A 23,107-nucleotide genomic window follows, 5' to 3' on the forward strand; every position below is an offset into this window, starting at 1 on the left:
GCCGTCGGGCGACGCTACTCGGCGTCCGGCGCGGGCGCGGACGCGCCCGGCGCTACCCTCTCTGCGTACCCCGACACCATGCTCTCGACGTACTTCGCTATCACGTCCACCTCGACGTGAACCGGGTCGCCGACGGACTTCGAAGAGAGCGTCGTCAGGTCGTACGTCGTCGGGATGACCGCGACGGCGAGCGTTTCGTCGGTCCGTTCGGCCACCGTCAGGCTGATTCCGTCGAGGGCGACGGAACCCTTCTCGACGACGTACCGCTCCATCCCCTCGGGCAGGGCGAACTCGAACCACCAGTCGTCGCCGACGCGTTCGACGGCGGTCACCGTCGTCGTCGTATCGACGTGCCCCTGCACGAGGTGGCCGTCGAACCGCCCCTCCGCGGGGAGGGCGCGTTCGAGGTTCACCGCCTCGCCCTCCCCGACGCCGCCGAGGTACGTCTTCTCCACCGTCTCGCGGGCGAGGAACACCTCGAACCACGACTCGCCGTCCGACTCCGTCCGACGAGCAGCCGAATCCTGTTCGGCTACATCTTCGGCGAACGCCTCCACCGTCAGACAGACGCCGCTGACGGCTATTGACTGCCCGTGGTGCAGGTCGTCCCCCTCGAACTTGGGGCGGATTCGAAGCCGCCGCCCGCCCTCGTCTTCGCTCGCCGCGACGACTTCGCCGACGCCCTCGACGATTCCCGTGAACATGCTTCGACCTCCTATCCCAGTATTGAAAAGCGTCACGAACGCGTTGGCAGCCACCGGCGCGTGCACTCCCGCCAGGTGTCCGCTCGAACCGATACGACGAACGCCGTCGCGCCTCCGGAGCGGTCCCGTCGCGGGCGTCTCGGCGTCACGCCACTCGCGTTCGCTCCTCAGAACGGCCGATCCGAACGGAGCCGTCGCGGCCGCGCATCCTCGAACGGAATTAACCTTATGACAGATTACCGACGAAGTACGTTCGTGTCCCCAACACGACGAACCCTCCTCCGAACGACAGCCCTCTCCCTCTGCGGTGGAACGCTCGCATCCGTCGCCGGATGTCTCGGCGGGTCGGCGCCGACGGGCGGTACGACCCCCGAGGAGACGTCTAGCGCCCCCACGACCCGAGACTCCGACTCGTCGGAGACGGACTCCGCGGTGGATTTCGTGCGGTGGCTTCCGGATCCGACGGAGTCCCCGTTCCGAGACGGATACGGGGTGCGGTACTTCGACGTGGCGAGCATCCGCGACCGGCGGGGAACGCTCCACGAGAACGCCTACGAACGACTCGAAACGGAGATACTGAACGCCTCGTCGGTCACCCGATACGTCGACGAAGACGCGGTGACCGCAACGCTCGAACTCGGGTTCGGAACCTCGGTCGTCTTCGGCTCGTTCGACCCGGCGGAGTTCAGAGAACGGTACGTCAGCGAACGCCGGTCTCGCGGAACCGACGTAGCGACGGAGACGGAGACGGAGACGCCGACGCGGACACCGACGTCGGAACCCGAACGGTACGACGGATTCGACGTCTACGGTGCCGAACGCGTGTTCGCCGTCTCCGAGGAAGCGATCATCGAAGTCGATTACTTCACCCGCGGGGACCGCCCCGACCACGCGCGGGCCGTCATCGACGCGCGGACGGGAGAGACCCACTACCCGGACGGTAACGAGTACGTGGACGCGATGCTCGGACTCGTCGACGAACCCCACGCGCTGACGTGTTACCCGGAGGCGATGGACGGGTCCACCTCGCGCGGGTTCAGAACGGAGGCCATCACGGGCGGCCTCAAGTCGTGGCGATTCGGACCCAAGACGACGCACCTCACGTACGCGAACACCTACCCCGACGCCGACGCCGCGGAGAATCCCGACTTCGAGGCGTACATAGGGTCCGAGTCGGACCGGTTCGGCGCGTACGACGGACTCGACGTGAAGACGGACGGCCGGATGGTCTGGGTCCGAGGGACCCTCCCGACGACTCGGTTCGATCACCTCTCGCCGGGCGGTCCCGAGGAGAGCGTCCACACGCCGAACGGATAACCCGCTCAGCCCCCTCGCGACGCCGTACCGCGGCGTTTTTGACCACCCGCCGAGTACGCTCACCCCGACGATGGGACTCGGAATCTGGGGAACGATACAGTTGGCGGCGACGCTCGTGTTCGCCATCCCGGTCGGTATCTTCGGGCTGAACACGCTTCTGGCGGGACAGGAACTGTTCGGGGGCGGCCTCCTCGCGGTCGCCGTCCTCATGGTCGTGCTTCCGCACTACCTCACCACGCCCGGCGACATCCCCGCGACCATCGCGGAGAAGGTGGTCGGACGGGCGGTGAAGGTGCCCGACGAGGAGGAGTCGTAGCCTCTCCCGCCGGGACCCCGCTACCGACGCTCACTCCTCTCGCGGCGCGAACGACCGCGGGTACTCGCCGAGTATCTCACAGCCGTCGTCGGTGACGACGACGAGTTCTTCTAAGCGCACACCGCCCCGTTCGGGGTCGTACACGCCCGGTTCGAGCGTGACGACGTGGCCGGGTCGGAGTTCGGTCCCCTCGCGGAGCGACGGCCCCTCGTGAAGCGAGAGGCCGACGCCGTGCCCCGCGCCGTGGGTGAACCCCGCCTCGCCCTCCGCGGCGTCGGGGTCGAAGCCGTATGCGGCGAGTTCGGCGGCCGTCTCGGCGTGCACCGTCCGCGCGGGGACGCCCGGTTCGACCGTCGAGAGGGCGACGTCTAAGGCGGACTCGACGGCGACGTACGCCCGGCGCTCCCACCCGCCGTCGCTGTCGACGACGTACGTCCGCGAGAGGTCGCCGTAGTAGCCGTGCGGGCCGCGCGGCGAGATATCGAGGAGGACCGTCTCGCCCGGCCGAATCGCCGCCGTGCCGGTGTAGTGGAGGTCCGCGCAGGTCGGCCCCGCACCGACGACGGTGTTTCCGGCGTCCGTCGCGCCGCGCGCCGCCAGTTCGGCGTTCACCTCGCGCCGGAGGCGTTCCGTCGTGAGGGTGTCGCCCTCCCAGCGGAGTTCCTCGCCCTCTGGCGTCGAGTCCGCGAGGACCGCCTCCGCGCGGCGCATCCCCGCCGCGGCGGCGCGTTGGACGCGCCGGAGGCAGTCCAGTTCGGCGTCGGTCTTGACCGCGCGGGCGGCGGCGACGGCGTCCGTGGAAGCCACGTCGTACCCGCCGCGTTCGAGGTACACCGCCGCGTCGTGCGGAATCGACTGCGGCGCAAGAATTGTCCCACCATCGGTCAGGTCGTCGAGGACGGCCCGGGCGCGGACGCCCGCCGGATCGCCGGCGTTCGCCGTCCGAACCTCGCCGTCGAACTCGCGGCGCGCCTGCGCCTCGAACAGCGACGGCGCGCAGAGGACGCCGCCCTCGGACGTGTAGACGAACGCGTACTCGCGGTCGGGGCCGGAGAAGCGCGTCAGGTACCGCAGGTCGTCGTCGAACCGGTCGCCGACGTGGACGAAGGCGACGGCGTCGGCGTCGGAAAGCGCCTCGTCCAGAACGTCGAGGTTCGTCTCGGGCGCGGGAATCGCGGGGTCGGTCGAACCGTCCCCGCCGGCGGTCGAACTGCCCGATTGCCGGTCGGTCATCGCGGGCTACGGGTCCGGTTCCGGCGCCGGCGCGTCCGTCTCCTCTTGGGCCGCTTCGAGGAGGTCCTCGATGGAGTCCTCGCGGAGTTCGTTGTGCAGGAGGACGCTCACCGGGAGCGTCGGCGCGCCGGTGACGAGGTTCTCCAAGAGGACGAGACGCTCGCGGGCGCGGGACATGCCGACGTAGAAGACGCGGCGTTCGTTGTCCGTCAGGATGGGGACGGGACTCGTCGAGGACGTGAACTCCTCGACGCCCTCGACCTCCTCGTCGTCCACGGAGGCGGCCATCTGTTCGACCACCTTCTCGGTGAGGTCCGTGGCGACGAACACGTGGTCGGCCTCCCGGCCCTTCGCGGAGTGGATGGTACCGACGCGGACCTGATTGGGGTCCATCCCCTCGTACTCCCCGGAGAAGTACGCCTCGACGGACTTCCGCTGGAAGGAGGTCACCTTCCGAACCATGTCGCCCGCGGACGCGCTATCGGGGAGGAACGGGGCGAAGTTCTTCACCGCGTCCGTCTCTATCTGTATCTCGGTCAGGTCCTCGACGCCCGCCTCCTCTTTCTTCTCGTCGATGTAGTCGAACAGTTCGTCTCGCTCGTTCGACCCGAACGCCGAGTCCTGCAGCATGTCGGCGAGGCGTCGCGCTTCGAGGCCGTTGACGGGTTCGCCCTGTTCGGTCTTCTCGATGGCGCGGACGTACTGCGTGAGGCGGTCGGTCCACATCCGCTGGTCCGTCAGGACGGAGAAGGGCATCCCCAACGGCAGGAACTCGTCGATGAACTGGAACATCTGGTAGCGCGCGCGGAACAGCACCATGATGCTCTCCTCGTCCTCGCTCTGTTCGATGGTGTACCGGACGTTCCGCGCGAGGTCGAGCATCGACGGCGACTGGATGCCCTCGACCGTTCCGCCCTCCTTGCGCGGTTTGAGGTCCTTCTCCTGCCGCTTGTCGATGTGGCGAATCTCCCGATTGACGACGTTGAGGATGCGCGAGGGGAGGCGGTAGGAGTTCGGTAGCACCACGTCCTCGTCGCGTTCGGCGTCCAAGAGGAGGTTCGGGTCCGCGCCCTGCCACGCGTAGACGACCTGGTCGTCGTCGCCGGCGATGAGGACGCGCTTCATGTGCGGCTTCCACTCCTCGTAGACGTCGTACTGGAGCGTCGTGATGTCCTGGAACTCGTCGATGACGAGGTAATCGACGTGGGGGACGAGCGAACGCTGTCGCACCCGTTCGAGCATGTCCGCGAAGCCGACGAGTCCGTTGTTACCCTTGTACGACCGCCACGCGCGGATGGCCTCCGGCACGTCCACCCTGTCGTCGTCGGAGGGCCACGTCGGCGTGTACTTGTTGCCCTCCTGGGCGTTGGGGTCCACGTCCGGCGGGAGGCGAACCTCCTCGACGTTCCACTGGAACGGCACGTCGTACCAGTCGGCCACGTCGCGGCGGGTGCGCTGGAGCCACTGGCTCGTGGCGATTATCTTGTTCCCGAGCGTCGTCGAACGGGCGGTCCGGCGGCCCGCGCCGCCGTACTGGTCCTCGAACTCGATTCCGTACTCCTCGCAGAACTCGGTCTTGTCCTTCTCGCCGACCACGTCGTTGCGCGAGAGGTCGAGCAGTTCGTACGCCTTCGCGTGCATCGTCGCCACGTTGCCCTTCAGGGCGCGCGGCGAGACGTCGAGTCGTTCGGCGAGTCGTTCCCGAATCTCTGCGGCGGCCGCGCGGGTGTACGAGACGACGAGGATGTCGCGGATGCTAACGTCGTCGTCTTCGAGGATTCCCTCGACTCGGTCGAGGAGGGCGGTCGTCTTCCCGCTCCCCGGTCCCCCGAAGAGACGGGTGACGGTCGCGTCGGAGTCGGTCATTGTACACGTTCACGCCCTAACCGGTGATAAATAGCCTGCTTTCTCTGATAGTGCGATTCGATTAAAGACACCCCCCGGCTCAGGCCAACGGGTCCCACCCGCAGACCGTGCAGTCGTCGGCGGACTGGTCGTGTAACGCACCGCATTCCGGGCACTGCTTCTTGTTGTAAGACGCCTCCCAGTCGGACTCTGTCACCTCGTGGCCGCGGTCGTCCAGGAACTGGTCGAACAGTGCGTCGTCGGGGTTCGGTGCAGAAGCCATACGGACTGTGGTATGGGTTATCATTACTTAGTCTTGTTGCATCATCCCATCTCTCCCGAGAGTTACCGGCGGCTATTGCTCTGAGAGGCGCGACACTCCCCGTCAGCGGAAGCGAGGAACGTATCTACCTACGGTGACCGACGGGGACGACGCGGACGAGTCAGTCTACAGCACACGAGCGTATCCGACTGCACCGCAGCGAGTCGGCGCTCAGACCCGCAGGACAACGGTTATCTCATCGACAACGTGACCGATGTGGTCTGCCAAGCGCAAAGCGATGCTCTCTGGGAACAATCGACCGAACCGAACTCGCGAGACACGCACTTCTTCTACCTCCCAATCCGGGGCGAGATAATGCGTAAAGGTCTGCTCGCAGAGCGGGGACACGTGTGTCGGGTCTGCCCAGAAACCCGGCGAGTTCGGATGCGGCACTCGCACTTCGATTCGACCCCCCGGCTTCGTGATTCTCCGTAGTTCGTGGAGTGCAGCGTGTTGGTCGTCGAGATGTTCGAGCACATTGCTCGCCAGGACTTCGTCGAACAACGAATTCGGCCACGGCCACGGGGTCTCGTTTAAGTCCACGACTTCGTCGGGGTCCGCTTCGGGCACTATATCGACGTTGTGCCAATCGTCCATCTTATCGCTGCCGCAACCGAGGTTGATTCGGGGCTCGATGGGTTCCGCTGCGCCCGTCCTCCGAGCGCGCCCGCTCCTTTGTCCTCCCCTCTTCTTCTCCCCCACTAAATCCGATGCGTCTGTCATCCTCGCTCAGATGAGTATATTGGTAGTTGATAAATGTGCGTGCTGGTAAATCAGATAAACCGACTACTAGTGAGAGGGTTTCTTATTTGAAAACCCGTTACCGTACCCGGTAACCGTACTCGTTCTTCGGAAGAGGGAGGACGCAGTTTCCGAAGACGACGCCGTTCGGGGTTCAGTCGAGGTCGTACAGGTCGCCGTACTTCTCGGTGACGTACGCCACGAAGTCGTCGGCGGCGAAGTCCTTCCCCGTCGCTTCGACGACGAGTTCGTTCGTCTCGTACTTCGACCCGTGGCGGTGGACGTTCTCGGTCAGCCACTCGTGGAGGGCCTCGAAGTCGCCCTCCTCGACCCGCGCGTACACGTCGCCGATGTCGTCCTCGGCGGCGGCGAACAGTTGCGCGGCCATCACCGACCCGAGCGAGTACGTCGGGAAGTAGCCGAAGTTACCGTGGCTCCAGTGGATGTCCTGCAGGCAGCCCTCGGAGTCCGTCTCGGGCCGGACGCCGAGGTACTCCTCGTACTTGTCGTTCCACACCTCGGGCACGTCCTCCACGTCGAGTTCGCCCGAAATCAGCGCGCGCTCTATCTCGAACCGGACGATGATGTGGAGGTGGTAGGTGAGTTCGTCCGCCTCGACGCGGATGAGGTTGTCCTCGTACACCTGATTCGCCGCCTCGTACGCCTCCTCGACGGTCACGTCCTCGGCCTGTTCGAAGTGTTCCTTGAACGTCGGCAGGAACAGCTTCCAGAACGCCTCCGAGCGTCCGACGTGGTTCTCCCAGAGGCGCGACTGGGACTCGTGGACCGACAGGTCGCGGGACTCCCCGAGGGGCGTCGCGTGCTCCTCGTCCGGCAGGCCGAGGGTGTAGTTCGCGTGGCCGAACTCGTGGATGGTGGAGGTGACCGCCCCGAGGGGGTCCGCCTCGTCGAATCGGGTCGTCACGCGGGCGTCGAACGTCGTTCCCGAGGAGAACGGGTGGGGGGCCACGTCGAGGCGGCCGCGTTCCCACGGGTACCCGAGCGTCGAGAGGGCGTCGCGGCAGAGTTCCTCCTGCGCCGCCTCGTCGTACGTCCCCTTCGAGGAGAACGCGTCCGTGGCGAGCTCGGCGTCGGACTCCCGAATCCGCTCTATCATCGGCACCAAAGTGTCGCGGAGCTCTTCGAGGATGGACTCGGCCTGTTCGAGGGGGAGACACGGCTCGAAGTCCTCGAACAGCACCTCGTAGGGGTCCTTGTCGGGGTCGATGTGCTCGGCGTACTCCCGCTTGAGTTCGACGTGCTTCTCTAAGTACGGCGCGAACTTCGAGAAGTCGTCCTCGGCTTTCGCCTCCTTCCACGCCGGAAGCGCCTCCGAGGAGGTGGTCGAAATCTCCTCGACGAGCTCCGTCGGGACGCTGTTCGCTCGGTCGTACTTCCGCCGGATCTCGCGAACGACGGCCGCCTGCTCGTCGGTCAACTCCGACGATTCGAGTCGGTCCAGCAGCTCGCCCACCTCGTCCTCGGTGAGCAGTTCGTGCGAGAGCGAAGAGAGCGTCGAGAGCTGCTGAGAGCGCGCCGGCGTGCCCTCGTCGGGCATCATCACCTGCTGGTCCCACGAGAGGATACCGGCGGCGTTCTGCACGTTCGCGACGCGCTCGTACTTCGCGAGGAGTTCCGAGTACGCGTCGGGGGCGGAGTCGGCGTCGCCGGTTGCGTCTGTCGCCATATCTCGTTCGATGTACGTCCCGCGTTATCAACCCGACGTATGCGGACGAGGCGACCGGTTCACCGCCCGAGGTGGACGGAACGGCTCACTCGGCGGGCCAGCGTTCGGCCGCGCCGCGGTAGATGCGGTAACACCGCTCCAGAACGTCGATCGAGACGCTCTCGGAGGCGGTGTGCGCCTCGCCCGGTTCGGCCGCCCCGCAGACGACGCAGGCGGTGCCCGCGGCGGCCAACCACCCGGCGTCCGTCGCGTGGGGTTTCGTCACGAGCTCCGGCGTCGCCGCCTGCGCCTCGTCGGCGGCGGCGAGGACGGCGTCGGCGAACGCCTCGTCCTCGCAGGCCATCGGCGGCAGGTCCTGGTCGACGGTCCACTCGACGCCGGGAATCTCCTCGACGCGTTCGAGGGGCGCGCGTTCGCCGGGGACGGTCCGCTCGTCCACGGTCACCTCGCACGCCTCGGGGACGACGTTCCACGCCGACCCGCCGTCTATCTCCGTGACCGCGACGCTCCCGCGGAGGCGTTCGCCGAACACGTCGGCCGCGGGGAACTCCAGCCCCCGTATCACGTCCACGGCGTCGCAGGCGCGGTAGACGGCGTTCTCGCCCGCCTCGGGTTCGCTCGCGTGCGCCGCCGACCCGCGCGCGGTGACGGTCGACCCCCGCCGACCCTTGTGGGCGACGGCCACGTCCGTCACGTCGTCGCCGGAGTAGTTTGTAGACCCCTCGCCGACGACGGCGGCGTCCGGCGCGAACCCCTCGTCTATCGCGGCCCGCGCGCCCTCGCCGCCGACCTCCTCGCCGACGAACGAGACGAACGTGAGTCGCCCCGCCGGCGCGGCGTCCCGGAAGGCGAGCATCGACGCCGCCACCGCGCCCTTCATGTCGGCGGTGCCGCGGCCGTAGATGCGCCCCCCGCGCGTCTCCACGACGTACTCCCCGTCCGCCACCTGCGACTCGTCCGGCGGAACCACGTCGTGGTGCCCGACGAGGGCGAGTTCCCTCGCGCCCCCGTCGCCGTCTCCGGCTTCGTCACTGTCTCCGGCCTCGTCGCCGTCGCCCTCTCCGCTCCCGTCGCGCCGGGCGAACACGTTGCCCGCGTCGTCCCGCGTCACCGCGGCGTCTGTCTCCTCGCGGAGCCACGACTTGATCGCGTCCCCGGCGGCCGTCTCGTCCTCGTGGCTGGGAATCGAGACGAGGCGTCGCGTCAACTCGACCAGTTCCTCGCGCGCGTCGGTCATCGTCGGAACGTCCGACGGGGGGCGACGAAAAGGCTCTGGACGACGGCCCGACTCGGCGGAGGTCGAGGCCGGCGGAGAATCGAGGGACGGAGGTGCCGGGCGGGTCGTCGCGGGAGCGTCCGGCCCGCGTTCCCATCTATATCCTTATCCGTCTACCGCTCAAAACGCCACGCATGAAGATAGTGCCGGACACGAGCGCGGTCATCGACGGTCGCGTGTCCGAGCGAATCGAGTCGGCCGAGGAGTCCGATCTGACGATCTGTATCCCCGAGGCTGTCGTCGGCGAACTCGAATCGCAGGCCAACGACGGCCGCGACACGGGGTGGGAGGGACTCTCGGAGCTCCAGCGTCTCACCGCCCTCGACGACGAGGGGTCGGTGACGGTCGAGTACGTCGGGCGGCGGACGAAGCCGAGCGAGGCGACCGGCGCGCACGAGGGCGACATCGACGCCGTCATCCGCCAGGTCGCCGAGGAACAGGGCGCGACGCTCCTGACGAGCGACGTGGTCCAGTCGGAGGTCGCCAAGGCGAAGGGCATCGCCGTCGAGTACGTCGAACCGCGCGTCCGCGGGTCCGGCGAACTCATCATCGAGGAGTTCTTCGACGACGAGACGATGTCCGTCCACCTCAAGACGGGCACGAGGCCGAAGGCCAAGCGGGGCTCTCTCGGCGACATGCACTACGAGACCATCCGCGACGAGGTGACCGACGAGGAGACGATGAAGGAGTGGGCCGACGACATCGAGGACACGGCCCGCACCAGTTCCGAGGGCTTCCTCGAACTGTCGGAACCCGGGATGAGCATCGTCCAGTTCCGCGACTACCGCATCGCCGTCGCCCGCCAACCGTTCGCGGACGGAATCGAGATAACGGCGGTTCGCCCCATCGCGAAGACGTCGCTCGAAGAGTACGAGTTCTCCGAGGAACTGAAAGAGCGCCTGAGCGAACGCCAGCGCGGCGTCCTCATCTCCGGCGCGCCCGGCGCGGGGAAGTCCACGTTCGCGCAGGCCGTCGCCGAGTTCCTCAACGAGAACGACTACGCGGTCAAGACGATGGAGAAACCGCGCGACCTGCAGGTCGGCCCCGAGATTACGCAGTACACGGCGCTCGACGGCCAGATGGAGAAGACGGCGGACTCCCTCCTCTTGGTCCGCCCGGACTACACCATCTACGACGAGGTTCGGAAGTCCAACGACTTCGAGGTGTTCTCCGACATGCGCCTGGCGGGCGTCGGCATGGTCGGCGTCGTCCACGCGACGCGCGCCATCGACGCCCTCCAACGCCTCGTCGGCCGCGTCGAACTCGGCATGATCCCGCAGGTGGTCGACACCGTCGTCTACATCGAGGCCGGCGAAGTCCACACCGTCTACGACGTGACGACGCAGGTGAAGGTGCCCGAGGGCCTCACCGCCGAGGATCTCGCGCGCCCCGTGATTCAGGTCGCGGACTTCGAGACGGGCAAGCCCGAGTACGAAATCTACACGTTCAACCGGCAGGTCGTCACCGTCCCCCTCACCGGCGAGGACGGACAGGGCGACTCCGAGACCGGCGTCGGCCGCCTCGCGCGACAGGAGATAGAGCGGGAGATTCGCTCCATCGCGCGCGGCCACGTGGACGTGGAACTGAAGGGGCAGAACAAGGCGATAGTGTACGTCGACCAAGACGACATCTCGTACGTCATCGGCAAGGGCGGCGGCCGCATCTCCGACGTCGAGGACCGCCTCGGCATCGACATCGACGTCCGCACGCACGACGAGAACCCCAACCGCGGCGGCGGGTCCGCGGGCGGGTCCGGCGGCGGGGCGGGCGGCGACGGCGGAACGGTTGTCCAACCGGAGGTCACCTCCCGGCACATCGTCGTCCGCATGGACGAACACGTCGGCGAGACGGTCGAAGTCCGCGCCGACGGCGAGTACCTGTTCACCGCGACGGTCGGCCGCGGCGGCGACATCCAAGTCTCCCGCGGGAGCGCCATCGCGGAGGAACTCGAACAGGCGATAGACCGCAAACAGCGGATTACGGTCCACCCGGCGTAACGCGCCGGCCGACGCGCCGTCCGAACCGTTCGGGCCGTCCGCGACGCTCGCGCGGTGGAACCACCGTGCGGCCCTGCGGGTCGCTGACGCGACCGTCGAGAGGAAGAGACGCGGTGTCCCGGCCCGGTCGCCGGGGTGGTCTGTCGTCGATGCGCCCCACCCGTGCCGTGGGAGCGTCCGAAGTTACTCTGCGCAGCAGGCTTCCGCTTCGTCGCCGTCGCCGTCCGCCGGATGCGCCTTCGGGGCGGCGTCGGTCAACTGATAGAGATTCTGCCGCGCGTCGGCGAAGTAGACGTCCTCGTCTACGACGCCGATGCCCTCGAGACGTTCGAGTGCGTATCGGACCGTCCGAGCCGAGAGCATCGACTCCTGGACGATGCCCTTCTGGGTCAGCGGGCCGTTGTATTCGAGTACCTTGAAAACCAACTTCGCACTCGGGGGGAGGTCGTCGAGACTCTCCTGTTCTGCCTCAGCCATCGTTACGAATCGAAACGGGCGAACGGCATAAACCTTCGTGAGTTGCGACGGCGGAAACGGCTAACCGGTTCCTAACGTGAAGTTCTGTCCCCGCCCGGTGGACGCTCGTCCGCCGCACGGGGAACGAACGCCTTTTGACGGAGGGTACCGGACGGATACACATGGCCACGGAAACCCAGACCGGTCTCTCGGGACACGTCCGAGGGGTCACGGTCACCACACTCGCCTGCCTCGCGGGCGTCGCCGCCGCGTTGGCGTCGGGGGCGGTGGTCGGGACGACGGTGGACGCCGCGACGAACCAGCTCTCGCTGGCTCTCCTCGGCGCGGCCGTCCTCGCCCAGTTCCCCCTTCTCCGACTCGTCGGCGTGGACGTCGAGGACTTCGGCGCGAAGGACTACCTCTACGTCGCGTTCATGACGTTCACGCTGTGGTTCATCTCGTTTACCATCCTGCTCACCGCGGGCGTCCAACTCTAATATGGCGGACGACAGCATCGCGGTCGTCGACCTCGACAGGTGCCAACCCGACCGCTGCAGCTACGAGTGCGCCAACTTCTGCCCGCCGAACCGGACGGGCAAAGAGTGCATCGTCACCCGGGGGGACTACTACGAGGAGGACGAACCGTACGACGGCGGCCCGGACCAGATCCGCATCTCCGAGGAGGTGTGCCTCGGCGAGACGTGCGGTATCTGCGTCGAGAAGTGTCCGTTCGACGCCATCGAGATAATCAACCTCCCCTCCGAACTGCAGGACGACCCCGTCCACCGCTACGGCGAGAACGCCTTCGCCCTCTACGGCCTCCCGATTCCAGAGTCGGGGTCCGTGACGGGCATCCTCGGCCCGAACGGCATCGGGAAGACGACGGCCGTGCGGGCCCTCGCCGGCGAGATGATACCCAACCTCGGCGACTACGGCGAGGAGGCGTCGTGGGAGGCGGTCTTGGACCGCTTCCGCGGGACGGAGTTACAGAACTACGTCGAACGCGTCCGCGGCGAGAAGGTCACCATCGCACGCAAACCGCAGTACGTCGACCAGATTCCGAAGCAGTTCGACGGCGTCACCCGCGACCTGCTCGATTCGACGGACGAACGCGGCGCACTCGACGACTACGTCGAACGCCTCGGCATCGCCCCGGTGATGGACCAACCGCTCGATACGCTCTCGGGCGGCGAACTCCAGCGCGTCGCCCTCGCGGCCACCCTCGCCCGCGACAGGGACTTCTACTTCCTCGACGAGATCTCGCCGTACCTCGACATCGGTCAGCGAGTGACCGCCGCGCGACTCATCCAAGAGTTGGCGGAGGACGAAGACAGGGCGGTTCTGGTCGTCGAACACGACTTGGCGATTCTGGACCTCCTGGCCGACACGCTCCACGTCGCCTACGGTGAACCCGGCGCGTACGGCGTCATCACCGACCCCAAGTCGGTGCGCAACGGCATCAACGAGTACCTGAAGGGGTACCTCTCGAACGAGAACATGCGCATCCGACCGAACGAGATAACGTTCCACGAACACGCGCCCCGGGAGACGTCGAAGGGCAAGGCGCTCATCGACTACCCGGCGCTCTCGAAGTCCTACGGCGACGGCGAGTTCTCCCTCGACGTCGAGGGCGGCACCATCTACCAGTCGGAGGTGCTGGGCATCGTCGGCCCGAACGGTATCGGGAAATCGACGCTGGCGAAGATGTTCGCGGGCTCTCTGGACCCCGACGAGGGCGAACTCGACTACCACCTCGACATCGCCTACAAGCCGCAGTACATCGAAATCGACCAGCCGATGCGCGTGGACGCGTTCCTCTCGTCTATCACCGACGACTTCGGCACCTCCTACTGGAAGACCGAAGTCGCGAACCCGCTCCAACTCGAACGCATCATGGAGCGCAACTTGGACGACCTGTCGGGCGGCGAACGTCAACGCGTCGCCATCGCGGCGTGTCTCTCCGAGGACGCCGACCTGTACGTGATGGACGAACCCTCGGCGCACCTCGACGTCGAACAACGCGTGCAGGCCACCACGGCCATCCGCCGGTACGCGGAGAACCACGACGCGACGGTGATGGTCATCGACCACGACATCTACATGATCGACCTGCTGGCGGACCGCCTGATGGTGTTCGACGGCGAACCCGCCCAACACGGCCACGCCGCCGAACCGCAGGAGATGCGCGCCGGGATGAACGACTTCCTCGCGGACTTGGACATCACGTTCCGCCGCGACGAACGGACCCAGCGTCCGCGCATCAACAAGCCCGGCTCCCAACTCGACAGCAAACAGAAGCGCGAAGGCGAGTACTACTACGCCCCGTAGTCGGCTTTTTCGCGTCCGTCCCGACCCTCTCTTTTCGTCCCTGCGGGTGCGGCCTCAAGCGTTATTGCCGCAGGAGGCCTGAAACTAATCCCATGAGTACTAACAACAGTTCGTTCCTGTCGGGTAGCACGTTCAAAAACGCGAACGTCGGCATGCTCGTCGCGCGGGCGGGTATCGCGCTCTTCCAGAAGAAGCCGAAACGCGCGCTCATGTACGCCGGCGCCGCCCTCATCTCCACGAAGTCCACCGTCGGCGGGTTGATCGCGCAGGCTCTCATCAAGATACTCGGACGGAAGTGACGCGTCGCCGAGAGCGCCGTTCGCCCGCCGCGGCCCGACCGCGGACCTGATTCTTCCGCCGACGAGCGACGTTCGGCCACAATTCACACGTACCCCGGTTCCAAACGATGTTCTCATGCGTCTCATCAGTCCGGCGTTCTCGGACGGTGGCGAAATCCCTCGACGGCACGGCTACGAAGAAGAGAACACGAACCCGCCGCTGATAGTCGAGGATATCCCGGACGACGCCGAGTCCCTCGCCCTCTTCGTGGACGACCCGGACGCGGAGGAACCCGCCGGGAAGGTGTGGGACCACTGGGTCGTCTGGAACATCTCGGTCGATTCCGATACCTGTTCGCTGCCGGACGACTGGACCCCGGAGGACGCCGACGCGCGGACCGGCGAGAACGACTACGGCGAACGGGAGTACGGCGGGCCGAACCCGCCGGACCGCCCCCACACCTACCGGTTCGTCGTCTACGCCCTCGACACGGAACTCGACTTGGAACCCGGCGCGTCGAAGGACGAACTGCGGGACGCGATAGAGGGGCACGTCGTTGAGGAGGCCCGCCTCGAAGGGACGTACGAACCGTGAACGAGGCGCGCGTCTAACCGGCGTCCGGCGGACCCTACAGGTCGGGACTCAGGAGGACGGCACCGTCGCCGTCCGGTTCCACCGCCACGTCGTAGTCGAACGCCCGAATCACCTCGACGTTCGTCCGCAGATGGTCGGTGACGGCGGGGACGCGCACCTCCCCGCCCGCGAGTGCCGCCCAGACGGCCAGTTGGTCGCCCATGCGGGCGTCCACCGGCGCGTCGCTCTCTCGCCACGAGGCGAAGGCGTCCACCGCGTCGGCGGCGACGCTCTCGGCGGGCACCCCTCGTCTTCCCAGGCCGACGAACCCCGCGCGGCCCCCTTCGCAGTCGGCGACGAGCGTCACGATTGCGCCCGGCGACGACGCCGAGACGTACTCGGCGGTCGATTCGACCGTCCCCGCCGCGAGGTTCGGCCCCGACGCGGCGGTCAGACGTTCGACCGCGGCGTCTCGGAGTCGTTCCGCAACGTCAGCGTCCGACAGTGACTCGGTGGCGACGGCGTTCACCAGTACGCGTCGTAGCGTCCCCCGAGAGCGGAGACGGAGGCGGGCGAGGTTCGAGGGCCGGATCTCGAAGGCGAGTCTGCCGCCGCCGGCGGGGTAGAAGCCGCGCCGCCGCACCTCGGCGTCGGCGTTGAGTCCGAAATCGCGGAGAAGCGGGAGTTTCGCCCGTCGGAGGTAGTCCGCCGAGGGCGACCACTCGACGTCCGTCCCGCCGGTGACGGTGAGAGAGAGCGTCTCGTCGAGTGCGGCGGCGATGGGGAGCACCGCGTCGCAGACCAGCGCCGCGCTTCCCGCCGTCTCCACCTCGGCGAACACGTCGCCGCCGCGGAAGCCGTCGGGCGCGAACGCGAGCGTCTCGGACCCGCGTTCGTCGCCCGCGACGGTCGCGTGCGTCGCGTCCGCCACGGCGCGAACCGCCGCGACGTGCTGGGTCTTCAGGCCCGGTGTCGGACGCTCCGCCCGTACGTTCTCCATGCGGAACGGCCTGCCGGTGACGGCCGAAAGCGAGAGAGCCGTCCGCAGGAGTTGGCCGCCGCCGTCGCTCCCGTCGAGTTCGAGCATCTACCGGACGACGGTCACCGGGACGTTCGCGCGTTCGACGAGTCCGGTGGCGACGCTCCCGACGAAGCCCTGCGCGCGCTTCGAGAGGCCGCGGTGACCGACGAACACGCCGTCTACCTCCTCCTCGTCGGCGTACTCGGATATCGTGTCGACCGGATCGCCGTACAGGAGTTCCGAGTCCGCCTCGACGCTCGCCTCGCGCGCCCGTTCGACGGCGTCTTCGAGGACCCGTTCGCCCCGCGCCTCCGCCTCGGAGATATCCTCGGTGTACAGTCGCTCGCTCGCCTCGGAGAACGACGGCGCGGTTCCGCCCTCCTCGACGAGGATTCGAGGCTCGACGGAGTAGACGAGGGTCAACCCCGCGTCGAGTAGCGACGCGACGCCGATGGCGTGTTCGAGGGCTTCAATGCTCGATTCGGAACCGTCAACCGCGACGAGGTACTGCATCGGTGGTCACTTCCGCTCGGAACTACGTCTCGTGAGCGTTTATGTGCCGCGGCGGAAAAGAGGGGTCGCCGTCAGTGGACCAACCGACTGCAGGTACCGCAGAGGTTCTCCTCTTTGACGTCCACCTCGCGCACCGTCGGCGAGAACGACATGACGCACTTGTTGTTGTCGCAGTGTTCGAGGCCGAGGGTGTGCCCGATCTCGTGGACGACTTCCTTGCGAACCCGGTCTGCGAACACCTCGTTCGCGGGTTTGGTGGTGATACCGCCGTCAGACGACGTCTGGAGACGATACGTGGAGATAACCGACCCGTTTCCGTTCAGGTAGGCGAGGCCGAAGACGTAGTTCCGCCGCCGGTAGTAGAGGTCCTGCGAGGTTATCCCGATGTTCTTGTCGCCGCTGCCCACGCGACTCGCCAGTTCGATGAACTGCTCTGCACGGTACTGCTTCCGACTGCGGTCGAACGCACCTTCGGGAATCGCCTGCTCGTTGTGAAGCGTCACGTCGCAGTCGTAGACGCCCCGCAACGCAGCAGACGCCTCCCGCTTCACTTGCGCGGGAAGTTCCCCGATAGGCACGATATCGACAAGCATGGAAGTTGTTAAGGAGAGAGGGGGCATAAACATCCCGCCGTGGAAACCGCACTTCGAGACGCCCTCGCCGCGCGCCTCGCCCGATACGACAGTTTGGTCGAAATCGGCATCGGGCGGGCACCCGACGTGGCCGCCGCACTCGCCGCCGCCGGTAAGGACGTGACGGCGACGGACGTCCGCGAGTTCGACGCGCCGCCCGGCGTCGAGTTCGTCGAGGACGACGTGGTGGCCGCGAGCGAACGCGACGACCCGGGGCCGGCGTACCGCGCCGACGCCGTCTACGCGCTGAACCTCCCGCCGGAACTCCACCGCCCGGCGCGCGACGTGGCGCGGGCCGTCGGTGCGGACTTCCTCTTCACCACCCTCGGCTACGACGCGCCGTCGGTCCCCGCGGAGACGGAATCGGTCGGCAGGGAGACGCTGTACGTCGTCCCCGCGGGGCACCGCGAACCCGGTGCGGAATCACAACGCTAAGGCCACCGGGGTACCGCCTCCCGGTATGCACGCAGACGCAGTCGTCCTCGACGTGGACGGCGTTCTCGTGGACGTCGCCGACTCCTACCGTCGGGCCGTCGTCGAGAGCGTCGAACGCCTCCACGGACGGACTATCGACCGGGAGGAGATTCAGTTGTTCAAGGACGCCGGCGGGTTCAACAACGACTGGGAACTGACGTACGCCGCCGCCCTCTACGTTCTCGCCGACGACCGGGAGTCGTTCTCGCTGTCTCTCTCCGCCTTCACCGACCGCATCGCCGAACGCGGCGGCGGCCTCTCCGCCGCCGAGGCGGTTGTCGAGGAACACCTCCCCGGGGACGAGTACGCCGCCGTCTCGGAGGCGTGGGACACCGACGCCCTCCGCGAGACGTTCCAAGCGCTCTACCTCGGTGCCGACCTCTTTCGGGAACTCGAAGGGGGCGACCCCCCGTTCGAGACGACCGGGTACATCAACGACGAACCGGTCATCGTCGAACACGAGACGCTGGACCACCTCACCTCGCGCTACCGGACGGGCGTCCTGACGGGTCGCCCCGCCGCGGAGGCGGACATCGCCCTCGCCCGGTCGGGATTCGCCGTCCCCGCCGACCACCGCTTCACCATGGACGACTGGGAGGAGGGCAAACCCCACCCCCACGCTCTCACCACCCTCGCGGAACGGTTGGACGCCGACAGCGTCGTCTTCGTCGGCGACACGTTGGACGACGTGCGCACCGCCGTCAACGCCGCCGAGGCGGACGACTCGCGGACGTACCGCGGCGTCGGCGTCCTCACGGGCGGCCTCACCGGCGAGGAGGGGAGGAAGAAGTACGAGGCGGCCGGCGCGGCGGCCGTCGTTGACTCCGTGAACGACCTGCCCGACCTGCTCTCCCCGTCCGAGGAGTAACTTTACCACCGATCCCGGCCCACGTCCGGCATGGACGCGCTTCGAATCGAACGGGTCTGCTGGTCGCTCCTCCTCGGCGGGTTCCTCGCGGTGCTCGCGGCCGGTTTGTTGGTCCCCGACCCGACCGGCGCGCTCTGGGTCGGAGGCGTGCTTCTCGCCGCCGTCGTCGCCGTCCCGCTCTCGTACTGGTTCTTCACGTGGGCCGAGTTGGACGATGCGCGGGTCGGCGACCGGACCGTCGAGTTGGTAACGCTCATCGCCGTGACCGTCTCCCTTCGCATGCTGTTGAACGCCGTCGGCGTCGGCGGGTTCGTGAACAGTTTCGTCTCCATCGGCGGAGGATACGCCGCCTTCAGTCGGGCTCAGCAGTGGAATCCGGTTCGACGGAGCAGAGGTGAAGCGCTGTGAAGCGGGACACGCTCTCGCACCTCGTGCGGTTCCTGACGGTGATGCTCGCCGTGGACGCCGTGGGACTCCTCGCGTGGTCGCTCTTCCCCGAGGGGACCACCCCCCGGACGTACCTCCTGTTCGGGACGCTCCTGGTCGCGCCAATCGTCGCCTTCCTCGTGACGTACGGCCCCGAAGTCGTCCCGGAGACGGACTGAAGACACCGGCAGACGCTCCCGGTCACGCAACGTTTTACCCGGTTCCGTCCGCACCCGAAGGCATGCGAATCGCACTCCTCGGTGGGACCGGCGACATCGGCGAGGGACTCGCCCTGCGGTGGGCCTACCACACGGACCACGAGGTGCTCGTCGGCTCTCGGGACCCCGAGAAGGCGCGCGAGAAGGCCGACGAGTACGAGACGGAACTGTCGAGTCGGGGGCGCGACCGGAAGGTCAACGGCTTCGTCAACGAGATGGCCGCCGAACGGGCGAAGGTAGTCGTCCTCGCGGTGCCGCCGTACCACGTCGCCGACACCGTCGAGGCCGTCGCCGACGGACTCGAAGACGGCGACGTTCTGGTCACGCCCGCGGCGGGGATGAAGCGCGGCGACGACGGTTTCCACTACCACCCGCCGAGTGCGGGCAGCGTCACCCGACTCGTCGCCGACGCCGCGCCCGACGACGTGGGCGTCGTCGGCGCGTTCCACAACCTCGCGGCGGGCCGTCTGGCGAACGTGGACGCCGAACTCGGCATCGACACCCTCGTCGTCTCCGACGACCCGGACGCGAAGGAGACGGTGATGCGCCTCGCCGAAGAGATAGACGGCCTCCGCGCGTTGGACGCCGGCGGCGTCGGCAACGCCGCAGAAGTCGAGTCCGTCACGCCCCTCCTCGTCAACGTCGCGCAGAACAACGACGGGATGCACGACTTGGGCGTGCGCTTCCAGTAGGCGCGGGTGGGTTAACGCGTCCGCCGCACTCACGAACGCCGATACAGCAGCGTGACGCCCAATATCAAGAGAACTGCGCCTCCCGCGAGAGAGACGACCGCGGGGAGAGTGGCGGTGACGAGGTTCGTCCACTGCGCCGCGCCGTACCCGACCAAGGCGAGACCGAAGCAGAGCTGAGCGACGGCGGTCGCTCGACCGACGCCCGCGCCGGACTGAGTATCCGTCATACTGCGGAGACTGCGGTGGTCCTCATAAGGATACGGCACGCGACCGTCGCTATCCGCCGATTCGCCTCAGAACCGACTCTTCAACTCCTCGCGCAGGTCGTCGAGCGACGCGTCGTGCGCCGCCAGCACGACTAACAGGTGGTAGACTAGATCGGCGCTCTCGTACAGCAGTTCCTCCCTGTCGTCGTCCTTCGCGGCGAGAATCGTCTCCGTCGCCTCCTCGCCCAACTTCTCTAACGCGTAGTTCTCGCCCTTCTCGTGGGTGAAGAGCGTCGTCGTGTAGGAGTCTTCGGGCAGCTTCGCCTTGCGGGACTCGATGGTCGAGAAGAGTTCGTCCAGTACCTCCTCGGTCGGCGTGTCGTCGTCCATACCGGCGCGTCGGCCGACGCGGGCAAAACACGCCCGGTTCCGACTCGAACGGCGGGGTCAGTCGGAGGCTCTCGCCCCGACTTCCACGTCGCCCTCGAAGAACACCATGTCGTGGAGTCGGCTGTCCGTCGTCAGTTCGGGGTGGAAGGAGGTGCCGACGACCGGTCCGTCGCGTATCGCGACCGGTCTGCCGTCCCACTCCGCGAGGACTTCGACGCCTTCACCCACGTCGTCGATGGCGGGCGCGCGGATGAACACGGCGGGGAACGGTTCGTCCAGTCCCGTCACCTCCAAGGGGGCCTCGAAGCTGTCCACCTGCCGGCCGAACGCGTTGCGGTTCACGCTCACGTCCACCAGCGACAGGGCGTCCACCCGGTCGTCCTGTGCGTCCCGGGAGGCGACGATGAGGCCCGCGCAGGTCGCCAACACGGGCTTTCCGCGCTCGACGTGCTCGACTATCTCCTCGTCGATGCCCTCGCGCGCCAACAGCCGAGAGATGGCGGTCGATTCCCCGCCCGGCATCAGCAACACGTCGCAGTCGGGGACGCGGCCGGACTGTCGTATCTCGACGACTTCGACGTCCTCGCCGTGGGCGTCGGCCGCCCGGCGGATGGCGTCTGCGTGCTCCGATACGTCGCCTTGGACGGCGACGACGCCGGCTCGTAACATACCCGAAGGTCGCACTCCGAGAGACAAAAAGCGTCCGTTCGGCGGTGGTTCGGCCCGCGCCTCAGATGGCGACGGCGTTCAGCACGAGGACGGCGACGCCGAAGAGGAGTCCGAACGCCACGATTGTCTTGGGGTCGAGGCGAATCGCGTTGCGGTCCTCCGCGTCGAAGTATCGAACGAGTCCCGCACTAGACATCAGGCCGCCGCTGTTCTGTCCGCTGCTCATGTCCGGGCATCTGTCCCTCCCTCGCGTAAACGTTTCGGCTCGGGTCCGAGACGTGGGGGTGAGAAACCCTTATGCGCGGGGCCGGGCAACCACCGCAGGAACACGATGACCGTTCGAATGCTCGATTTCTACGCCGACTGGTGCGGCCCGTGTAAGACGCAGGACCCGATTCTCGAGGAGATACGGGACGACTGGGGCGACCGGATCGAACTGGAGAAGGTGGACGTCGACGAGAAGCAGGACACCGCGAACGAGTACCAGGTGCGCTCGCTCCCGACGCTCATCGTCGAGAACGACGACGGCATCGTCGACCGGTTCGTCGGCGTCACCCAGCGCGAGGACATCGAAGCGGCCCTCGAAGAAGCCGGCGCCTGAACGCCTCTCGCACGCCCGCGACCGTCGATCGCTCGTTTTCGCGTCTCCTCCCTCACCGCTTCAGCGACCGCGTTCGCCCGACCGCGACCGGGAGGCGGGAGCGCACCGCTCTCGCAAGCGTTATACGGAGCGGTCCAAAACACAGCCGTATGGCTAGTTTCGACGCCGCGGAAAAGCGAACGCTGGAGAAGCTCATCTGCATGCGCTGCAACGCGCGCAACCCGCCCCGCGCGGACAGTTGCCGGAAGTGCGGCTACAAGAACCTCCGCCCGAAGTCCAAGGAACGCCGCGCGGCGTAATCCGACGGACCGCTTCTCGACTCCGCTTCTCCTCCGACCGGCGAGTACGGCGCTCAGCCGCGTCTCCGCGGTCGGTCACTCCGACTCGGGGTACTTCGGCTGACGCTGTTCGGCGCGCGAGAGCGCTCGCTCCACCACCTCGCGGACGGAGTCCTCCTCGCCCTCCGGGTCCGCGCGGTAGACGTCGCCGTGGCCCGCGTACATCGCCGACACCGTCTCGGGCATGCGTTCGAGGAGCGTTTCGAGGCTCTTGACGAGTCGTTCGCGCGACTGGCCGGCCATGTCCGTCCGCCCGAAGCTCCCGTCGTCGTACGCGCCGTCGTTGTAGACGACCACGTCGCCGCTGAACAGGGTGTCGTCGCTCACCAACGAGACGTGGTCCGCGGCGTGACCCGGCGTGTACACCACCTCGAACGTCTCGTCGCCCGCGACCACCTCGTCGCCGTCTTCGAGCGTTCCGTCCCTCCGGGGATGTTCCCCGTAAGCGTACAGATCGGCGTCGAACCTGTCGAGGACGGCGTCGAGTTCGCCGACGTGGTCCGAGTGTTGGTGCGTCAGAACCACGGCGTCGAGTTCGTCGGTGCGTTCCGCGACGACGTCTTCGACGCCCGACATCGTCCCGACGTCCACGAGGACCGTTCGCTCGCCGAGGACGAGGTACGCGTTACAGGTGAACTGCTCTGCGCCCTCGGTGACTGTGACGACTTCCATGCGGCGGGGTACGTCGTCGTCTGTGAAAAAGCCCGGCGCGACCGGACGCCCTCGCCGCCTCGCCCGGCCTCGACGCCGCCGAGGGCGACCTGCAAATCATTTTTCACGCTCAATCGCGTACCTGCGAACGTATGGGATTCGGCAGTTACGACGAATCCGAGCAAGATAATCAGGAGTACGACACCGACCTCGACGACGACGAAAGTGTCGCAACCTCCACGGCCGACCACGAGGGCGAGGTCGAGTACGAAATCGGCGCGTCCAACGACGAACTTCTCGACCGCTTGAAAGAGATAAAAGAGCAGTGAGCCGA

31 protein-coding genes are annotated in these 23,107 nt (G+C 67.2%); 15 read left to right on the plus strand and 16 right to left on the minus strand.

The features are described 5' to 3' along the window. Positions 1–14 precede the first annotated feature (14 nt). Positions 15–704, minus strand: coding sequence for a riboflavin synthase (locus ACZ522_RS13170; protein WP_379698755.1), 690 nt, complete (start codon positions 702–704; stop codon positions 15–17). A gap of 255 nt (positions 705–959) precedes the next feature. Here ACZ522_RS13170 and ACZ522_RS13175 point away from each other — a divergent pair, with 255 nt between their 5' ends. Together ACZ522_RS13175 and ACZ522_RS13180 are read left to right on the plus strand one after the other, a co-directional pair. Then, positions 960–2,021, plus strand: a complete 1,062-nt coding sequence (locus ACZ522_RS13175) for a hypothetical protein (RefSeq protein WP_379698753.1) — start codon at positions 960–962, stop codon at positions 2,019–2,021. Positions 2,022–2,091: 70 nt separating this feature from the next. After that, entirely contained in the window at positions 2,092–2,337 is a 246-nt protein-coding gene (locus ACZ522_RS13180; protein WP_379698751.1) for a DUF7533 family protein, read from the plus strand. Positions 2,338–2,367: 30 nt separating this feature from the next. On the opposite strand, the gene ACZ522_RS13185 is transcribed toward ACZ522_RS13180, so the two are convergent. From ACZ522_RS13185 to ACZ522_RS13210, 6 genes are all read right to left on the minus strand, one after another. Then, on the minus strand, positions 2,368–3,570 hold the full coding sequence (locus ACZ522_RS13185) for a M24 family metallopeptidase (RefSeq protein ID WP_379698749.1): 1,203 nt from the start codon (positions 3,568–3,570) through the stop codon (positions 2,368–2,370). A gap of 6 nt (positions 3,571–3,576) precedes the next feature. After that, positions 3,577–5,436, minus strand: coding sequence for a UvrD-helicase domain-containing protein (locus ACZ522_RS13190; protein ID WP_379698747.1), 1,860 nt, complete (start codon positions 5,434–5,436; stop codon positions 3,577–3,579). A 79-nt stretch (positions 5,437–5,515) separates the two neighbouring features. Continuing rightward, positions 5,516–5,698, minus strand: coding sequence for an HVO_0416 family zinc finger protein (locus tag ACZ522_RS13195; protein ID WP_379698745.1), 183 nt, complete (start codon positions 5,696–5,698; stop codon positions 5,516–5,518). 210 nt (positions 5,699–5,908) lie between these two features. After that, a complete protein-coding gene (locus ACZ522_RS13200) occupies positions 5,909–6,460 on the minus strand; it encodes a class I SAM-dependent methyltransferase (protein ID WP_379698743.1) in 552 nt (183 codons plus the stop codon). Between the two features lie 172 nt (positions 6,461–6,632). Then, positions 6,633–8,165: a carboxypeptidase M32 gene (locus ACZ522_RS13205; protein ID WP_379698741.1), complete on the minus strand. Its 1,533-nt coding sequence runs from the start codon at positions 8,163–8,165 to the stop codon at positions 6,633–6,635. An 85-nt stretch (positions 8,166–8,250) separates the two neighbouring features. Continuing rightward, positions 8,251–9,402 carry a M20 family metallopeptidase gene (locus ACZ522_RS13210; RefSeq protein ID WP_379698739.1) on the minus strand — a complete coding sequence of 384 codons (1,152 nt, stop codon included), beginning with the start codon at positions 9,400–9,402 and terminating at the stop codon, positions 8,251–8,253. Positions 9,403–9,575: 173 nt separating this feature from the next. Here ACZ522_RS13210 and ACZ522_RS13215 point away from each other — a divergent pair, with 173 nt between their 5' ends. After that, the gene (locus ACZ522_RS13215; protein WP_379698737.1) at positions 9,576–11,438 is read left to right on the plus strand and encodes a PINc/VapC family ATPase; all 1,863 of its coding nucleotides are present in this window, start codon (positions 9,576–9,578) and stop codon (positions 11,436–11,438) included. A gap of 183 nt (positions 11,439–11,621) precedes the next feature. Here the strand turns inward: ACZ522_RS13215 and ACZ522_RS13220 are convergent, their stop codons facing one another. Beyond that, entirely contained in the window at positions 11,622–11,915 is a 294-nt protein-coding gene (locus ACZ522_RS13220) for a MarR family transcriptional regulator (protein WP_092538018.1), read from the minus strand. 161 nt (positions 11,916–12,076) lie between these two features. Here ACZ522_RS13220 and ACZ522_RS13225 point away from each other — a divergent pair, with 161 nt between their 5' ends. From ACZ522_RS13225 to ACZ522_RS13240, 4 genes are all read left to right on the plus strand, one after another. Further along, positions 12,077–12,391: an EMC6-like membrane protein gene (locus ACZ522_RS13225; protein ID WP_379698735.1), complete on the plus strand. Its 315-nt coding sequence runs from the start codon at positions 12,077–12,079 to the stop codon at positions 12,389–12,391. A 1-nt stretch (position 12,392) separates the two neighbouring features. Then, positions 12,393–14,222 carry a ribosome biogenesis/translation initiation ATPase RLI gene (locus tag ACZ522_RS13230; RefSeq protein ID WP_379698733.1) on the plus strand — a complete coding sequence of 610 codons (1,830 nt, stop codon included), beginning with the start codon at positions 12,393–12,395 and terminating at the stop codon, positions 14,220–14,222. Between the two features lie 92 nt (positions 14,223–14,314). Further along, positions 14,315–14,521, plus strand: a complete 207-nt coding sequence (locus tag ACZ522_RS13235) for a hypothetical protein (protein ID WP_379698731.1) — start codon at positions 14,315–14,317, stop codon at positions 14,519–14,521. Between the two features lie 115 nt (positions 14,522–14,636). Beyond that, positions 14,637–15,095, plus strand: a complete 459-nt coding sequence (locus tag ACZ522_RS13240) for a YbhB/YbcL family Raf kinase inhibitor-like protein (protein WP_379698729.1) — start codon at positions 14,637–14,639, stop codon at positions 15,093–15,095. A gap of 34 nt (positions 15,096–15,129) precedes the next feature. Here ACZ522_RS13240 and rtcA read toward each other — a convergent pair whose 3' ends face one another. From rtcA to ACZ522_RS13255, 3 genes are all read right to left on the minus strand, one after another. After that, the gene (gene rtcA, locus ACZ522_RS13245; RefSeq protein ID WP_379698727.1) at positions 15,130–16,161 is read right to left on the minus strand and encodes an RNA 3'-terminal phosphate cyclase; all 1,032 of its coding nucleotides are present in this window, start codon (positions 16,159–16,161) and stop codon (positions 15,130–15,132) included. Continuing rightward, positions 16,162–16,608 (minus strand): universal stress protein, encoded by a 447-nt coding sequence (locus ACZ522_RS13250; RefSeq protein ID WP_379698725.1) that lies wholly within the window; start codon positions 16,606–16,608, stop codon positions 16,162–16,164. It lies immediately after the preceding gene. Positions 16,609–16,679: 71 nt separating this feature from the next. Continuing rightward, a complete protein-coding gene (locus ACZ522_RS13255; protein WP_379698723.1) occupies positions 16,680–17,201 on the minus strand; it encodes an archaemetzincin family Zn-dependent metalloprotease in 522 nt (173 codons plus the stop codon). A gap of 39 nt (positions 17,202–17,240) precedes the next feature. Between ACZ522_RS13255 and ACZ522_RS13260 the strand changes: the two genes are divergently transcribed. The 5 genes from ACZ522_RS13260 to npdG all read left to right on the plus strand — a co-directional run bounded on the left by ACZ522_RS13260 (position 17,241) and on the right by npdG (position 19,918). Then, on the plus strand, positions 17,241–17,675 hold the full coding sequence (locus tag ACZ522_RS13260) for a UPF0146 family protein (protein WP_379698721.1): 435 nt from the start codon (positions 17,241–17,243) through the stop codon (positions 17,673–17,675). 25 nt (positions 17,676–17,700) lie between these two features. After that, positions 17,701–18,582 carry a TIGR01548 family HAD-type hydrolase gene (locus ACZ522_RS13265; protein ID WP_379698719.1) on the plus strand — a complete coding sequence of 294 codons (882 nt, stop codon included), beginning with the start codon at positions 17,701–17,703 and terminating at the stop codon, positions 18,580–18,582. Between the two features lie 30 nt (positions 18,583–18,612). Then, complete coding sequence (locus ACZ522_RS13270; RefSeq protein ID WP_379698717.1) at positions 18,613–18,990, plus strand: hypothetical protein; 378 nt, start codon at positions 18,613–18,615, stop codon at positions 18,988–18,990. Next, complete coding sequence (locus tag ACZ522_RS13275) at positions 18,987–19,187, plus strand: hypothetical protein (RefSeq protein ID WP_379698715.1); 201 nt, start codon at positions 18,987–18,989, stop codon at positions 19,185–19,187. Before ACZ522_RS13270 ends, ACZ522_RS13275 begins: the two co-directional genes overlap by 4 nt. Positions 19,188–19,249: 62 nt before the next feature. Next, positions 19,250–19,918, plus strand: a complete 669-nt coding sequence (gene npdG / locus ACZ522_RS13280) for an NADPH-dependent F420 reductase (RefSeq protein WP_379698713.1) — start codon at positions 19,250–19,252, stop codon at positions 19,916–19,918. 29 nt (positions 19,919–19,947) lie between these two features. Here the strand turns inward: npdG and ACZ522_RS13285 are convergent, their stop codons facing one another. The 4 genes from ACZ522_RS13285 to ACZ522_RS13300 form a co-directional block, all read right to left on the minus strand. Further along, complete coding sequence (locus ACZ522_RS13285) at positions 19,948–20,145, minus strand: hypothetical protein (RefSeq protein WP_379698711.1); 198 nt, start codon at positions 20,143–20,145, stop codon at positions 19,948–19,950. Between the two features lie 66 nt (positions 20,146–20,211). Further along, positions 20,212–20,514: a phosphoribosyl-ATP diphosphatase gene (gene hisE, locus ACZ522_RS13290; RefSeq protein WP_379698709.1), complete on the minus strand. Its 303-nt coding sequence runs from the start codon at positions 20,512–20,514 to the stop codon at positions 20,212–20,214. Between the two features lie 57 nt (positions 20,515–20,571). Continuing rightward, the gene (pdxT, locus tag ACZ522_RS13295; protein WP_379698707.1) at positions 20,572–21,183 is read right to left on the minus strand and encodes a pyridoxal 5'-phosphate synthase glutaminase subunit PdxT; all 612 of its coding nucleotides are present in this window, start codon (positions 21,181–21,183) and stop codon (positions 20,572–20,574) included. Between the two features lie 61 nt (positions 21,184–21,244). Next, entirely contained in the window at positions 21,245–21,409 is a 165-nt protein-coding gene (locus ACZ522_RS13300; RefSeq protein WP_379698705.1) for a preprotein translocase subunit Sec61beta, read from the minus strand. A 105-nt stretch (positions 21,410–21,514) separates the two neighbouring features. On the opposite strand from ACZ522_RS13300, the gene ACZ522_RS13305 reads away from it, so the two are divergent. Further along, positions 21,515–21,784 carry a thioredoxin family protein gene (locus ACZ522_RS13305; RefSeq protein ID WP_379698703.1) on the plus strand — a complete coding sequence of 90 codons (270 nt, stop codon included), beginning with the start codon at positions 21,515–21,517 and terminating at the stop codon, positions 21,782–21,784. A 149-nt stretch (positions 21,785–21,933) separates the two neighbouring features. Beyond that, positions 21,934–22,083: a 50S ribosomal protein L40e gene (locus ACZ522_RS13310; protein ID WP_379698701.1), complete on the plus strand. Its 150-nt coding sequence runs from the start codon at positions 21,934–21,936 to the stop codon at positions 22,081–22,083. Between the two features lie 75 nt (positions 22,084–22,158). On the opposite strand, the gene ACZ522_RS13315 is transcribed toward ACZ522_RS13310, so the two are convergent. Next, positions 22,159–22,794: an MBL fold metallo-hydrolase gene (locus ACZ522_RS13315; protein WP_379698699.1), complete on the minus strand. Its 636-nt coding sequence runs from the start codon at positions 22,792–22,794 to the stop codon at positions 22,159–22,161. Positions 22,795–22,925: 131 nt separating this feature from the next. Between ACZ522_RS13315 and ACZ522_RS13320 the strand changes: the two genes are divergently transcribed. Then, positions 22,926–23,102, plus strand: coding sequence for a DUF5786 family protein (locus tag ACZ522_RS13320; RefSeq protein ID WP_092537981.1), 177 nt, complete (start codon positions 22,926–22,928; stop codon positions 23,100–23,102). Positions 23,103–23,107: the final 5 nt, after the last annotated feature.

It is taken from the genome of Halopelagius fulvigenes, assembly GCF_055398025.1.